Origin of the sequence: Herbaspirillum sp. (genome assembly GCF_017744395.1) — a bacterium.
GTDB lineage: Bacteria > Pseudomonadota > Gammaproteobacteria > Burkholderiales > Burkholderiaceae_D > Herbaspirillum.
In genome coordinates, this window is record NZ_JAGIBI010000003.1 from 212,022 (window position 1) to 227,106 (window position 15,085).

The window sequence follows — 15,085 nt, forward strand, 5'->3', positions numbered from 1 at the left end:
CTCGGCGCGTCTTCGATACGCCGCCAAAGCGGCTACTCAGTCCGAACGGCTTTTATTGAGACCGTTCGGACTGGGTAGCGGCAACGCCGCGTATCGAAGGCGCACCGGCTATCGATACAGAAAGTGCTTACTTGGCCTTGGTGTCGCCGTCGTCGCTGCCGTCCGGCTTCTTCTTGACGCCCCAGTCGAACTCGCCGACCTTCCATTGCGCATTGGTCGGCGGGCCGCTCTGGGCATCGCCCGGGGTCGAACTGCCGACGTTCTGGTGGGGACGCAGGTAATAGGTGCTGGGGCCGGATTTGACTTCGATTTCCTTGGTCTGGCCGTGGTCGCGCTGTTCCTTGATGCTGTTGCCGCTGTTGCGGTTGTCATCGCCGGGCTTGCGGATGGTCACGGCCGGCGGTTCGCCTTCTTCCAGCTTTTCCAGCTCGGGCGGCGGCGGCGCCGGCTGGGCGGAAGGCGCCTGTTGCGGCTGCTGCGCCACGGCCAGCGGGGCTGCCAGGCCGGCGGCGGCGCACAGCAGGGCGGCAGCCAGGGACTCTTTGGACCAGACGTTGGTTGGTTTCATGATCTTTTGAAAAGAAGTGGTGTTGTTTTAAGCCATTGTAGCAAACCATCGTTCCGGGCCCGCCGGGTTTCAATGCGGAAATGGCCTTTGTTGCAACACCCGGCATGAAAAAGCTCGCGGCTTGCGGTCGCGGGCTTTTGAGACGGATCGTCGGGCGTTTCCGGGGATTACAGGAACATGCCGCTTTGCCGCTCGGTTTCGACGTGGGTCGCGGCCGGCTCCTCCCGCTCCGCATAGAATTTCTGGATGGCGGAGACCACGTCGGCCGGCTCGTCGATGACCTGCAGCAGGTTCAGGTCCTTGGGCGAGATCATGCCGTCGTCGATCAGGCGCGTCTTGATCCAGTCGATCAGGCCGGCCCAGAACTGGCTGCCCACCAGGATCACCGGCATCAGGCGCGATTTGCCGGTCTGCATCAGCGTCAGCGCCTCGGTCAGCTCGTCGAGCGTGCCGAAGCCGCCCGGCAGCACCACGTAAGCGTCGGCATACTTGACGAAGGCCACCTTGCGCGCGAAGAAGTGGCGGAACGACAGCGAGATGTCCTGCCAGTCATTGCCGTGCTGTTCGTGCGGCAATTCGATGTTCAGGCCCACCGAGGGCGAGGCGCCGTCGTAGGCTCCTTTGTTGGCCGCTTCCATGATGCCGGGGCCGCCGCCGGAGATCACCGCATAGCCGGCGTCGGACAGGCGGCGCGCGATGTCGATGCACAGCGCGTAGTGCGGATCGTCGGGCCTGGTGCGGGCGGAACCGAAGATGGAAACGGCGGGACGCAGCTCCGACAGGCGTTCGGTCGATTCGATGAATTCTGCCATAATCGTGAGTACATGCCACGACTCGCGCGCCTTCTTGGCCGTGGCGCGCTCGATGTCGTTCACTTCCCGCAGGCGCGGTACTTTTTTTCCTCTTTGTTCCATATGCAAAAAACCTTGTTGTTAGTTGATGGTTCCAGTTACCTGTATCGCGCATTCCATGCACTGCCCGATATGCGTAACGCGGAAGGCGCGCCCACCGGTGCGCTGTACGGCATCATCAATATGCTGCGCCGACTGCGTAACGATTATCCCGCAAGTTACGTCGCCTGTGTGTTCGACGCCAAGGGCAAGACCTTCCGCGACGACCTCTATCCCGACTACAAGGCCACCCGCAAATCGATGCCGGAAGACCTGGCCTTGCAGATCGAACCGATCCACGCCGCCGTGCGCGCGCTGGGCTGGCCGATCCTGATGGTCGAAGGCATCGAGGCCGACGACGTGATCGGCACGCTGTCGGTGCAGGCCACCGCGGCCGGGCTGGACACCATCGTCTCCACCGGCGACAAGGATATGGCGCAACTGGTCAACGAGCATGTCACGCTGGTCAATACGATGAGCAACGAGACGCTCGACATCGCCGGCGTGACCGAAAAGTTCGGCGTGCCGCCGGAGCGCATCGTGGATTACCTCAGCCTCATCGGCGACACCGTCGACAACGTGCCCGGCGTCGAGAAATGCGGACCGAAGACCGCGGTCAAATGGCTCACCGCTTATGGTTCGTTGGACGGCGTGATGGCCAATGCCGACAAGATCACCGGCGTGGTCGGCGACAACCTGCGTAAAGCCTTGGACTGGCTGCCGCAGGGAAGAGTTCTGGTGACCGTGAAGACCGACTGCGATTTGTCGGCGCACATGGTGTCGATCCTGGAATCGCTGACCATGGCGCCGCAGGACAAGGCCGCGCTGAAAGAGATCTTCACACGCTACAACTTCCGCACCTGGCTGCGCGAGATCAGCGAAGACAACGGCTCGGGCGCCACGCAGGCCGCCGCCGCGCCTGCCGCCGGCGCACCGGCGGCCGACGGCCCGGCGCAAAGCGGCCTGTTCGCGCCGGCCGCGCCCGTCGAGTACGAGACGGTGCTGACCGACGAGCAACTGGATAAGTGGATCGCCGCCATCGGCGCCGCCGAACTGACCGCCGTCGATACCGAAACCACCTCGCTGGAGGCGATGCAGGCGACGCTGGTGGGCATCTCGCTGTGCTGCGAGCCGGGCCGCGCCGCCTATATCCCGGTCGGCCACAACTATCAGGACGCGCCGCCGCAACTGGCGCGCGAGCACGTGCTGGCGAAGCTCAAGCCTTGGCTGGAAGACGCCGCCAGGCCCAAGCTCGGCCAGCACCTGAAGTACGACAGCCACATCTTCGCCAACTACGGCATCCAGCTCGCCGGCATCCGGCACGACACGCTGCTGGAGTCCTACGTGTTCGAGTCGCACCGCACGCATGACATGGACAGCCTGGCCGCGCGCCATCTCGACCGCAAGACCATCACCTACGCCGAGGTGTGCGGCAAGGGCGCCTCGCAGATCGGCTTCAACGAAGTCGCGCTCGACCGCGCCACCGCCTATGCCGCCGAAGACGCCGACGTCACGCTGGCCCTGCACCGCGCGATGTGGCCGCAGATCGAGCACGACCCCAAGCTGCGCTTCATCTACGAGAAGATCGAAGTGCCGACCTCGGTGGTGCTGCAAAAGATAGAGCGCAACGGCGTGCTGATCGACAGCGACCTGCTGGCGCAGCAGTCGCACGAGCTTGGCCGCCGCATGCTGGAGATCGAGCAGCAGGCCTACGACCTGGCCGGCCAGCCGTTCAACCTGAACTCGCCCAAGCAGCTCGGCGAGATTCTGTTCGGCAAGCTGGAGCTGCCGGTGGTGAAGAAGACCGCCTCCGGCGCGCCGTCCACCGACGAGGAAGTGCTGCAGAAGCTGGCCGAGGATTACCCGCTGCCCAAGGTGCTGCTGGACTATCGCGGCCTGGCCAAGCTGAAGTCGACCTATACCGACAAGCTGCCCAAGATGGTCAACCCAAGCACCGGCCGCGTGCACACCAACTACGCGCAGGCGGTGGCGGTGACCGGCCGCCTGGCCTCCAACGATCCCAACCTGCAGAACATCCCGATCCGCACCGCCGAAGGCCGCCGCATCCGCGAGGCCTTCGTGGCGCCGGAGGGCAGCGTGATCGTCTCGGCCGACTATTCGCAGATCGAACTGCGTATCATGGCGCACATCTCCGAAGACGAGAACATGCTCAAGGCCTTCGCTGAAGGAGAGGACATCCATCGCGCCACCGCAGCGGAGATCTTCGGCATTCCCCCGGCCGAGGTCGGATCCGAGCAGCGCCGCTACGCCAAGGTGATCAACTTCGGCCTGATCTACGGCATGAGCGCCTTCGGCTTGGCCGGCAACCTCGGCATCGAACGCTCGGCCGCGCAGATGTATATCGACAAGTACTTCCAGCGCTTCTCCGGAGTGAAGCGCTACATGGACGAGACGCGCCTGCAGGCCAAGGCGCGCGGCTACGTCGAAACCGTGTTCGGCCGCCGCCTGTGGCTGCCCGAGATCAATTCCCCCAACGGCCCGCGCCGCCAGGGCGCCGAACGGGCCGCGATCAACGCGCCGATGCAAGGCACCGCCGCCGACCTGATCAAGCTGGCGATGATCGCCGTGCAAGGCTGGCTGGAGTCGGAACAGCTGGCCACGCGCATGATCATGCAGGTGCATGATGAACTGGTGCTGGAAGTTCCGCAGCAGGAACTGGACCGGGTGCGTGAAAAGCTGCCGGAACTGATGAAAAATGTTGCGGAACTGAAAGTTCCCTTGCTTGCCGAGGTAGGAATCGGTAAGAATTGGGACGAGGCGCATTAATTTCCACCTGGCACAAGTTACGTAACAAAAAAGATGTCATTTGGATAAGTCGCAGTCGCGCCGTACACCAAGAACAATAAGAATCAGGAACAAGCCGCCGCCACCGCCGCAACAAGCACAAGACGGGGCGTACGGACAGAGGGACGGCCGGATGGCATCCGGCCACTGGGAAGAGGCTGCGGCGAAGGCGCCGGCAGGGGAGAAGGATTCATCGGGGCAGGCCTGCGCGCAGGGACGGCGCGCGGCGCGTGCCGTTATTCCCCGGCTTTTCGCTCCATGCCTCCGGTCATGACACTAGGAGGAGACAGACGTGAAGAAGTCAGGGATCAAAGTAGGCACGCGCCTGGGGCTTGGGTTTGCGTGGGTGGTGCTGCTGCTGGTGATGGTGACCGCGTTCGGCATCTACAACATGCACCAGGTGCAGGCGCGCTTCACCAACGTGGTCGAGGTGAAGAATCCGGAAAGTTCGCTGGTCAAGGACATGATGGACACCGTGGCCGAGCGCTCCATCTCGCTGCGCAACCTGATGTTGCCGGCCGCGCCCGAGGATACCGACATCGAGGCGCAATACATCGATGCCCAGACCCTCAAGTACAAGATGTCGGCGCAGAAGCTGCAGCAGCTGTTCGACGAGTCGCCCGGCACCACCGACGAGGAAAAGGCGGCGCTGCCAAAAATCAAGGCGCAGTCCGACAACGCCGAAAAGTTGATCGTCCAGGCGGTGGAATTCGGCCAGCGCCGCGAAGCCTATGAACTGGCGCAGTTCCTGAAGGAGCAATACCTGCCGGTGCAGAAGGCCTGGCAGGTCGAACTGAAGGCGCTCGCCGTGCTGGAAGACAAGCTCAACAAGGAAGCCGCCGCCTCCAGCGCCGCCGCCTATGCCCAGGCGCGCCTGCTGATGCTGATCACCAGCGCCATCGGCGTGGTGACCGCGATCCTGGCCGCGGTCTGGCTGACCCGTCACCTGCTGCACAAGCTGGGCGGCGAACCCGATTACGCTGTGAAGATCGCCGGCCAGATCGCCGAGGGCGACCTGGCGGTGAGCATCAATACCCGTCCGGGCGATACCGACAGCCTGATGGTGGCCATGCGCGCCATGCGCGACAAGCTGGCGGCCATCGTGGCCGAGGTGCGCAACGGTTCCGAGACCATCACCACCGCTTCGTCGGAAATCGCGCGCGGCAACCTCGACCTGTCTTCGCGCACCGAGCAGCAGGCGGGCGCCCTGGAAGAGACCGCCTCTTCGATGGAGCAGCTCAATTCCACCGTCAAGCAGAACGCCGAGAACGCGCACCAGGCCAACGACCTGGCCCTGGCGGCATCCGACGTGGCGGTGCAGGGCGGCTCCATCGTGTCGCAGGTGGTGGAGACCATGCAGTCGATCAATGCCTCTTCGCAAAAGGTGGCCGACATCGTCAGCGTGATCGACGGCATCGCGTTCCAGACCAACATCCTGGCGCTCAATGCCGCCGTCGAAGCGGCGCGCGCCGGCGAGCAGGGCCGCGGCTTCGCGGTGGTGGCTTCCGAAGTGCGCTCGCTGGCGCAGCGTTCGGCCGCGGCGGCCAAGGAGATCAAGGTATTGATCGGCGACTCGGTGGGCAAGGTCGAGAACGGCAGCAAGCTGGTCGAACAGGCCGGCAGCACCATGAACGATATCGTCGCCAGCATCAAGCGCGTGACCGAAGTGATGACCGAGATCACTCACGCCAACAGCGAACAGAGCAGCGGCATCGAACAGGTCAACGAGGCCATCATCCAGATCGACGACATGACCCAGCAGAATGCGGCGCTGGTGGAGCAGGCGGCAGCCGCCGCACGTTCGCTGCAGGAGCAGGCTTCCGGCCTGCAGCAGCTGGTCAGCGTGTTCCGCCTGGATGCCGGCCAGGGTCTTGCGGCGCCAAGCTATGACGGCGGCGAGCGCATCATCGACGTCACGCCGGCGGCGCCGGAGCTGCCGGCCGGCGGCAAGGTGCTGGCGGTGCAGGCCTGACGAGTTGGCGCCGCCGGGCTGCACGAAAGGCCGTTTGCGGGTAGTATCCGGCGGGAACAGGCTTTATCGATTCCAACCACGGAGAACCCGATGAACGACTTTCGCAAAGACCTCGACAGCCTGCTCGGCCAGAGCAGCCTGTCGGGTACCCCGGATCGCCGCACTTTCCTCAAGACCGCGCTGGGTACGGGGTTTGCCGCCGCCGTGCTGCCGGTGTGCGCGCAGACCATGATCAAGACCGACACCGCCGGCCTGACCGCGGGCGAGGTGGAGATCACCGTCAACGGCCAGCGCGTGCCGGCCTACCGCGCCCAGCCGGAAGGCAAGACCAAGCTGCCGGTGGTGATCGTGGTGTCGGAGATATTCGGCGTGCACGAGCATATCGCCGACATCGCCCGCCGTTTCGCCAAGCTCGGCTACCTGGCCATCGCCCCGGACTTCTTCATCCGCCAGGGCAATCCGATGGCCTACACCTCGATTGCCGAGCTGCAGAAGGACATCATTTCCAAGACGCCCGACGAACAGGTCATGGGTGACATCGACGCCTACGTGAAATGGGCCGGCGAAAACGGTGGCGACATCAGCCGCCTGGGCATCAACGGCTTTTGCTGGGGCGGCCGCATCGTCTGGCTGTACAGCGCGCACAATCCCAAGGTCCGTGCCGGCGCGGCCTGGTACGGCCGCATCGTCGGCGACAAGAGCGCGCTGTTCCCGCAGAATCCGATCGACATCGCACCCTCGTTGAAGGTGCCGGTGATCGGCCTGTACGGCGGCAAGGACCAGGGCATCCCGGTCGCCACCGTCGAACAGATGAAGGAAGCCTTGCAGAAGGCCGGCAACAAGTCGGAGTTCCACGTCTATCCGAACTCCGGCCATGCCTTCAACGCCGACTACCGGCCGAGCTATGTCGAGGCCGACGCCAAGGATGCGTGGGCGCAAGTGGTGGCCTGGTTCAAGAGTCATGGCGTGATCTGAGCGGCAGTATCGTAATAGTGCGCGCCAGTGCGGCGTGCACCAATTTGTGTCAGCATGATGCGAGGGGACGGCAATATCCGTCCCCTTTTTCATTGGTAAGAAGAAAAAACCATGTGTTTTCGCCGCCAGGCAGCGCCGGCGCAGCTGGCATGCGGTTTGCTATATCGTTGACTGAGTAGAAGCGGCTAGCAGTCGGCATCATCAGACTTGCGGGGCATTGCTCGTGATGCCATCGGATCCCTCCGATGGTCCTGTGCAATTTGCTGGGACACGAGACCATGACGACAGCCCTTGCCCTTCATCCTTTTATTTCTTCCATCTCCGTTTCCGCTTCGGCAACGCCGGCACTGTTGTCTTTGCGCGTGGCGTCCGTGCGCGAGATCGCCGCCGATGTGTGCCTGTTCGAACTGCATGCCGTCGATGGCGCGCCGCTGCCGCCTTGGACGCCGGGTGCGCATATCCGGCTGCATCTGCCCGGCGATATGGCACGCAGCTATTCGCTGTGCAATACGCCGCATGAACGCGATGGCTACCGCATCGCCGTCAAGCGCGAAGCCGCTTCGCGCGGCGGCTCTTCCTACCTGCATGAACATGTGCTCGAAGGCGATGTGATCGTCGCAACAGCGCCGGCCAATGCCTTCGCGCTGGCCGATGACCAGCGCGCGCCGCTGCTGCTGGCCGCCGGCATCGGCATCACCCCGATCTATGCGATGGCCGCCGCGCTGGCCGATGCCGGACGCAGCCACCGCCTGCATTATTTCGCGCGCGGCTTGCAACATGCGGCCTTCTTCGATGCGCTGGCCAGGCGCGAGGAAGGCCTCAGCATGCACCTGGGCCTGGACGTCGCCGAGACGCAGGCCGCCATCCGCGCCGCATTGGCGGCGTCGCCTGCGGGCACGCCGCTGTATGTGTGCGGGCCGTCGCCGTTCATCGAAGCCGTGCGCGAAGCCGCGCGAAAAGGTGGATGGCGCGATGCCGACGTGCATTTCGAATTGTTCTCCGCGCCCGCAAGTGCAGTTCCCAACGCAGCTAACAATTCCGTGCAAGACACATTCGAACTGGTGCTGCAACGCTCGGGCGTGCATTGCACCGTGCAGCCTGGGCAGAGCATCGTGGCTGCCGCCGCCGGAGCCGGCGTGCATATCGCCACGTCTTGCGGCGAAGGCTTTTGCGGCAGTTGCGAGAGTGTCGTGCTCGACGGCGAACCGGCGCACCGCGACAGCGTGCTGTCGGCCGCCGAGCGCGCGGCGGGACGCCGCATCATGCCCTGCGTCTCGCGTTGCACGGGGCCGCGGCTGGTGCTGGACCTGTGAACCCATCCCCATGAATCACCCTATCAACCCACCGGAGAGGAAGGCCATGAAACAGAAAATGCAAGGCAAGGCGATGGACAAGCGAACATTCATGATGCGCACCCTGCGCGCCACCGGAGCCCTGTTCGGCGCGGCGGTGCTGCAGCTGGCAGCGGCCGCCGGTGCGCATGCCGACGACAAGGTCACGCTGCTGTCGAACTGGTATGCCCAGGCCGAACACGGCGGCTTCTACCAGGCCGTCGCCACGGGCATCTACAAGAAGTACGGCATGGATGTCACCATCAAGATGGGCGGCCCGCAGGTCAACAACATGCAGATCCTGGTGGCCGGCCAGGCCGACTTCAGCATGGGCTACGACTTCACCGTGCTCAAGGGCATCGAGCAGGGCCTGCCGCTGGTGACGGTCGGCACTTCCTTCCAGTCCGACCTGCAAGGCATGATGACGCACGACGACGTCACCAGCCTGGGCGGCCTGAAGAACAAGACCATCCTGGTCGCCGGCTCCGGCCAGGCGAGCTGGTGGCCGTGGCTCAAGGCCAAGTACGGCTACACCGATGCGCAATCGAAGGCCTACACCTTCAACCTGCAGCCGTTCTTCGCCGACCCGAATATCGCGCAGCAGGCCTATCCTTCCTCCGAGCTGTTCCAGGCCGAGAAGGCCGGCGCCAAGAGCAAGTTCTTCCTGTTCGCCGATGGCGGCTATCCGCCGTACGGCACCACCATCATCACGCTGCAGAAGACGGTCGCCGCCAAGCCCGACCTGGTGCAGCGCTTCGTCAAGGCTACCGCCGAAGGCTGGAAGAGCTACCTGCAGGATCCGGCGCCGGCCAACGCCCTGATCAAGCAGGACAACAAGAGCATGGGCGACGAGCAACTGGCGTACGCGGTGGCCAAGCTGAAGGAACTCAAGGTGGTTACCGGCGGTGACGCCGCCAAGTACGGCATCGGCGTGATGACCGACGAACGCTGGAAGCAGACCTATGACGTGATGGTGTCGACCGGTTTGCTCAAGGCCGGCACCGATTACCGCAAGGCCTACACCACCCAGTTCGTCAAGGACATGAAGGTCATGCCCTGATATAGAAAAGGTGTGGCGGGACGGCCCGGACGCCGCCCTGCCGCCCGCGTGAGGACGCCATGATTCCCTACACTCCACCCGCCACTGCGCGCACGATTCCCGTGATCGATTTCGCCGATGCCTTCTCGCCCGAGCTGCACCGGCGCGAAGCGGTCGCGTGGGAAATCCACAAGATCTCGCGCGACGTCGGTTTCTTCTACATCGTCAACCACGGCGTGCCGCAAGCGCTGATCGACGGCCAGTTCGACTGGGCGCGGCGCTTCTTCGCGCTGCCGCAGGCGAGCAAGTCGGCCATCGATATGCGCCATTCGCCCTCGGGCTATGGCTATGAACGTATGGGCGCGCAGGCGCTGGACGACGGCGCGCCGGCCGACCTGAAGGAAGGCTTCCAGTTCGGCTTCGACATCGATCCGGCGCATCCCTATGTGCAGCGCGGCCTGCTGCGTTACGGCCATCACCTGTGGCCGGCCGACCTGCCGGATTTCGAGCAGCATTCGCGCCGCTATTACGACGCCATGCGCGCGCTGTCGCACCGCCTGCTATCGGTGATCGCACTGTCGCTCCAGATGCCGGAAGACTTTTTCGAGCCGGTGCTGAAAACGCCGATCGCCACCCAGCGCATGCTGCATTACCCGCCGCAGCCGGCCCAGGCGCAGGCCAACCAGATCGGCGCCGGCGCGCACACCGACTGGGGCCTGGTCACCATCCTGGCGCAGGACGAAACCGGCGGCCTGGAAATCTGCAACGCCGACGGCGAATGGGTGCGCGCCACGCCGATCCGCGGCAGCTTCGTGGTCAACATCGGCGACTTGCTGCAGCGCTGGAGCAACGACCTCTACCACAGCAATCCGCACCGTGTGCTCAACGGCGGTTCGACGCCGCGCTATTCGCTGCCGTTCTTCCAGGACGGCGACCAGGCGGCCACCGTGTCCTGCCTGCCGAGCTGCTGCTCGCCCGAGCGTCCGGCGCGCTACGAACCCTGCACCATCGGCGGCTACCTCGATATGAAGGTGCGTGAAACCTTCGGCGCCGCCACGGTGCAGGCCTAGAGTTTTTGCATTACCCGGCGAAGGCGACCGTATTGGCGCGCCGGCCGGAGCGCCGCGGAACCATGACACCCGCGGCCGACAAGGAAGGAGCAACACCATGCTGGTCACCCAACAAAAAGTCCTGCGCAAGTTCTGGTACGCGCTGATGCCCATCTCGATGCTGAAGGATGGCCCGCAGCCGTTCACGCTGCTGGGCGAGAAGATCGTGGTCTGGTTGAAGGAAGACGGCGTGCCGGCCGCCTTGCAGGACCGCTGCTGTCACCGCACCGCGAAGCTGTCCAAGGGCTTCGTCGAGAACGGCAACATCGTCTGCGGCTACCACGGCTGGACGTTCAACGGCGCCGGCGCCTGCGTGCGGGTGCCGCAAAACGCGGATGGCTCGGTGCCGGCGGGCGCCTGCGTCAAGTCCTACCACTGCAAGGAGCGCTACGGCTACGTGTGGGTGGCGCTGGAAGATCCGCTGCGCGACATCCCCGATTTCCCCGAAGACGGCGCGCCGGGCTACCGCCGCATCTTCCAGTTCTACGAACGCTGGGAAACCAGCGCGCTGCGCATGATGGAGAACTCCTTCGACAACTCCCACTTCAGCTACGTGCACCGCGCCACCTTCGGCCTGTACGACCAGCCCAAGCCGGAGAAGTACGAGATCAACGAGACCGACTACGGCTTCGAAGCCGAGACCCGGGTGCCGATCAAGAACGTGCCGGCCAGCTACCGCGTCACCGGCAGCGAGGCCGACACCACCGTGCGCCACATGTTCAACCGCTGGTACCTGCCGTTCGTGCGCCGCTTCGGCTGCCAGTATCCGGAGAGCGGCCGCCATCACATCATTTACAACTGCGCCACGCCCATCGACGACGGTTCCATCATGCTGTCGCAATGGCTGTACCGCAACGACACCGAGGAGGATTGCCCGGAAGCCGAGCTGGTCGCGTGGGACGCGCCGATTCTGGTGGAAGACCGCGAGATCCTGGAAGCCACCGATCCGGACGCTTGCATCGACGTGCGGCGCCGCCAGGAATTCCACATGGCTTCCGACCGGCCGGGCCTGATCATGCGCCGCATGCTGCTGCAGTTGCTGGAAGAGCACGGCGAGCAGGAAGTTTTCCGCAGCAATGTCTGACACGATCCACTTGACCGGGCAGGGAGCCATGATGCAAAGAGACGATCACACTATGTCGCAGGCCGCGGCATGGGAAGACATGGGGGCGGAAGCGCCGGATGCGCAAGGTGAGCAAGATGCGCCGGTGCTGTCGGCGCAGCGGGTGGAGAAGACTTACCGCAACGGCACGCGCGCGCTGGACGAGGTGAAGCTGGATATCAGGCGCGGCGAGTTCGTCTCGCTGCTGGGGCCGTCCGGCTGCGGCAAGAGCACCTTGCTGAAGATGTTCGCCGGGCTGGAAGAGCCTTCGCACGGCCATATCCGCTGGTGGGGCAAGAACCTGGCCACGGTCGGCACGCCGGAGCGCACGCTGGCGATGGTGTTCCAGGAAGCCACGCTGATGCCCTGGGCCACGGTGGAGCAGAATGCGCGCCTGCCGCTGGACTTGCGCCATATGCCGCGCGCCGGGAGCGAGCCGCGCGTGCGCGAGGCGCTCAAGCTGGTGGGGCTGGAGAAATTCCACAAGGTGCTGCCGCGCGAACTCTCGGGCGGCATGCAGATGCGCGCCTCGATCGCGCGCGCGCTGGCCACGCAACCCAACCTGCTGCTGATGGACGAACCCTTCGGCGCGCTGGACGAGTTCACCCGCAACAAGCTCGACGCCGACCTGCGCGACATCTGGAGCAAACAGGATCTGACGGTGGTGTTCGTCACCCACAGCATCTACGAAGCGGTGTTCCTGTCCTCGCGCGTGATCGTGATGGCGGCGCGCCCGGGGCGGGTGATCGCCGACGTGGCGATCGACGCCCCCGGCCCGCGCGATGAGGCCTTCCGCATCTCGGCGCCCTTCATGCAGTACTGCAAGACCCTTTCCGATTACCTGACGCTGGCCAACCAGCAAGGAGACAGCCATGCCGGCGAACATTAAACCCCTGGTCAACCGGCCCGGTTTCTGGCGCGTGGCCGCGCCGCTGGGCATCGGCGTGTTCCTGCTGCTGGCCTGGCAACTGGTGTGCATGTCGCTGGAAGTGCCGGACTACCTGGTGCCGACGCCGGCGGTGATCGCCAGGACGCTGGCCTCGGATTGGGGCATGCTGCTGGATTCGCTGCTGATGACGCTGAAGATCACCTTCCTGGCCTTTGTGTTCGCGGTGCTGCTGGGCGTGGCGATCGCCTTCCTGTTCGTGCAGAGCCGCTTCATCGAGATCGGTTTCTTCCCTTACGCGATCATCCTGCAAGTCACGCCCATCGTCGCCATCGCGCCGCTGATCATCATCTGGGTCAAGGACACCACGGCGGCGCTGACGGTGTGCGCCACCATCATGGCGCTGTTCCCGATCATCTCCAACACCACGCTGGGGCTGCGCAGCGTCAATCCGGGCCTGCTCAACCTGTTCAAGCTGAACAAGGCGACCCGCTGGCAGACCCTGGCGCGCCTGCGCATTCCCAGCGCCTTGCCGTACTTCTTCGGCGGCCTGCGCATTTCCAGCGGGCTGGCGCTGATCGGCGCGGTGGTGGCCGAGTTCGTGGCGGGCACCGGCGGCACCGGATCGGGCCTGGCTTACCAGATCCTGCAGGCGGGCTTCCAGTTGAATATCCCGCGCCTGTTCGCCGCGCTGTTCCTGATCACGCTGACAGGCATCCTGTTGTTCTGGATGATGAGTGCCTTGTCCAAGGCGGTGCTGGCGGGATGGCATGAGAGCGAAATGGGGTAGTGCGCGTTGCGCGACAACTTTACGCAGTCGTCCCGGCGAAGGCCGGGACCCAGTGTCGTTGTGCGGCGTCCGCTATAAAAGCGAACCGCGTTAACGCCGCTGGATCCTGACTTTCGTCAGGACGACGAAGCATCCATCTGGAGTGTCTTGAATGAGTGAATCCATCCTTATCCGCAACCTGCAAGCCATCATGACCGGCCTGCCCGGCGCCGCCGCCCGCCATGCCGGCCCCGACATCCGTATCGACAACGGTGCGGTCGCCGCCATCGGCAAGCTGGCGCCGCTGCCCGGCGAGCGCGTGATCGACGCGGCCGATTGCGTGGCGTATCCGGCGTGGGTCAATACCCACCACCACCTGTTCCAGTCGCTGCTCAAGGGCGACCCGCTGGGCATCAACGCCACGCTCACGCCCTGGCTGGCGGCCACGCCTTACCGCTACCGCGCCAAATTCGATGCGGATCTGTTCCGCCTGGCGGCGCGCATCGGCATGGTCGAGCTGATGCGTTCGGGCTGCGGCACCATCGCCGATCACAATTACCTGTACTACCCCGGCATGCCTTTCGACACCTCGGAGATCCTGTTCGAGGAAGCCGAAAAGCTCGGCCTGCGTTTCGTCCTGTGCCGCGGCACCGCCACCCGCACGCGCCAGCTGGAGGCGGAACTGCCGAGCGCGCTGCGGCCGGAGACGCTGGACGGTTTCCTGCAGGACATGGCGCGCCTGGCCAAGCGTTTCCATGATCCCGCGCCGGCGGCGATGCGGCGCGTGGTGATGGCGCCGACCACGCCGCTGTATTCGGCTGCTCCTGAGGAATTGCGCGAGATGGCGCAAGCCGCCCGCGCACTCGGACTGCGCCTGCACAGCCATTTGTCGGAAACCGTCGGCTACCAGGACAGCGCGCACGCCATGCACGGCTGCACGCCGGTGGAGTTTTGCGAGCGAATCGGCTGGCTGGGCCAGGACGTATGGTTCGCCCATCTGGTGAAGCTGGATGAAGAGGAAATCCGCCTGCTGGGCGCGACCGGCACCGGCATTGCTCATTGTCCGCAGAGCAACGGCCGGCTGGGCAGCGGCATCGCGCCGATCCGGGCCCTGGAGGCGGCCGGCGTGCCGGTGTCGATCGGGGTCGATGGCGCCGCTTCCAACGAGGCCGCCGACATGATCTCGGAAACCCATGCCGCCTGGCTGATGCAGCGCGCGCGGCGCGGCCAGCAGGCGACTCCGGCGTTTCGCGGCGGCAGCTGCGAGGGCGGGGCGGACGAAGCCACGGTGGAAGACGTGGTGCGCTGGGGTAGCAGCGGCGGCGCCAAGGTATTGGGCCTGGGCGCGCTGGACGGCCTGCGCGTCGGCCAGCAGGCCGACATCGCCCTCTACCGCCTGGACGACCCGCGCTATTTCGGCTTGCACGACCCGGCCATCGGGCCGGTGGCCTCGGGCGGGCGGCCGGCGCTCAAGTCCTTGTTCGTTGCCGGGCGGGAAGTGGTGCGCGAGGATGCCATCCCCAACGTCGACCTGGCGGAACTGGGGCGGCAGGCGCGCGATGCCGTGCGGAAACTGCTGGCCTCGTCTTGACGTTTTGGCATCGCCGCTACCGGCCCAGCGGTACGGGGCGGCGGCCAA

At 65.0% G+C, this 15,085-nt stretch carries 12 protein-coding genes; 10 read left to right on the forward strand and 2 right to left on the reverse strand.

The features are described from left to right. Positions 1 to 127: 127 nt before the first annotated feature. On the reverse strand, positions 128 to 568 hold the full coding sequence (locus tag J7548_RS09790) for a hypothetical protein (protein ID WP_290973882.1): 441 nt from the start codon (positions 566 to 568) through the stop codon (positions 128 to 130). A gap of 167 nt (positions 569 to 735) precedes the next feature. Continuing rightward, the gene (locus tag J7548_RS09795) at positions 736 to 1,482 is read right to left on the reverse strand and encodes a TIGR00730 family Rossman fold protein (protein WP_290973885.1); all 747 of its coding nucleotides are present in this window, start codon (positions 1,480 to 1,482) and stop codon (positions 736 to 738) included. Between J7548_RS09795 and polA the strand changes: the two genes are divergently transcribed. The 10 genes from polA to J7548_RS09845 all read left to right on the forward strand — a co-directional run bounded on the left by polA (position 1,483) and on the right by J7548_RS09845 (position 15,037). Next, positions 1,483 to 4,245, forward strand: a complete 2,763-nt coding sequence (gene polA / locus J7548_RS09800) for a DNA polymerase I (protein WP_290973887.1) — start codon at positions 1,483 to 1,485, stop codon at positions 4,243 to 4,245. 310 nt (positions 4,246 to 4,555) lie between these two features. Then, entirely contained in the window at positions 4,556 to 6,235 is a 1,680-nt protein-coding gene (locus tag J7548_RS09805) for a methyl-accepting chemotaxis protein (protein WP_290973890.1), read from the forward strand. A gap of 90 nt (positions 6,236 to 6,325) precedes the next feature. Then, a complete protein-coding gene (locus tag J7548_RS09810) occupies positions 6,326 to 7,210 on the forward strand; it encodes a dienelactone hydrolase family protein (protein ID WP_290973893.1) in 885 nt (294 codons plus the stop codon). A gap of 278 nt (positions 7,211 to 7,488) precedes the next feature. Then, entirely contained in the window at positions 7,489 to 8,523 is a 1,035-nt protein-coding gene (locus tag J7548_RS09815; RefSeq protein WP_290973895.1) for a PDR/VanB family oxidoreductase, read from the forward strand. 73 nt (positions 8,524 to 8,596) lie between these two features. Next, a complete protein-coding gene (locus tag J7548_RS09820; protein WP_290974919.1) occupies positions 8,597 to 9,601 on the forward strand; it encodes an ABC transporter substrate-binding protein in 1,005 nt (334 codons plus the stop codon). A 59-nt stretch (positions 9,602 to 9,660) separates the two neighbouring features. Next, on the forward strand, positions 9,661 to 10,650 hold the full coding sequence (locus tag J7548_RS09825; RefSeq protein WP_290973897.1) for a 2-oxoglutarate and iron-dependent oxygenase domain-containing protein: 990 nt from the start codon (positions 9,661 to 9,663) through the stop codon (positions 10,648 to 10,650). Between the two features lie 97 nt (positions 10,651 to 10,747). Continuing rightward, positions 10,748 to 11,773 carry an aromatic ring-hydroxylating dioxygenase subunit alpha gene (locus J7548_RS09830; RefSeq protein ID WP_290973898.1) on the forward strand — a complete coding sequence of 342 codons (1,026 nt, stop codon included), beginning with the start codon at positions 10,748 to 10,750 and terminating at the stop codon, positions 11,771 to 11,773. 31 nt (positions 11,774 to 11,804) lie between these two features. After that, positions 11,805 to 12,680 (forward strand): ABC transporter ATP-binding protein, encoded by an 876-nt coding sequence (locus J7548_RS09835; RefSeq protein ID WP_290974920.1) that lies wholly within the window; start codon positions 11,805 to 11,807, stop codon positions 12,678 to 12,680. Further along, entirely contained in the window at positions 12,664 to 13,467 is an 804-nt protein-coding gene (locus J7548_RS09840; protein ID WP_290973900.1) for an ABC transporter permease, read from the forward strand. The genes J7548_RS09835 and J7548_RS09840 overlap by 17 nt, the downstream gene beginning before the upstream one ends. Before the next feature lie 151 nt (positions 13,468 to 13,618). Then, entirely contained in the window at positions 13,619 to 15,037 is a 1,419-nt protein-coding gene (locus J7548_RS09845) for an amidohydrolase family protein (RefSeq protein WP_290973903.1), read from the forward strand. Positions 15,038 to 15,085 lie beyond the last annotated feature (48 nt).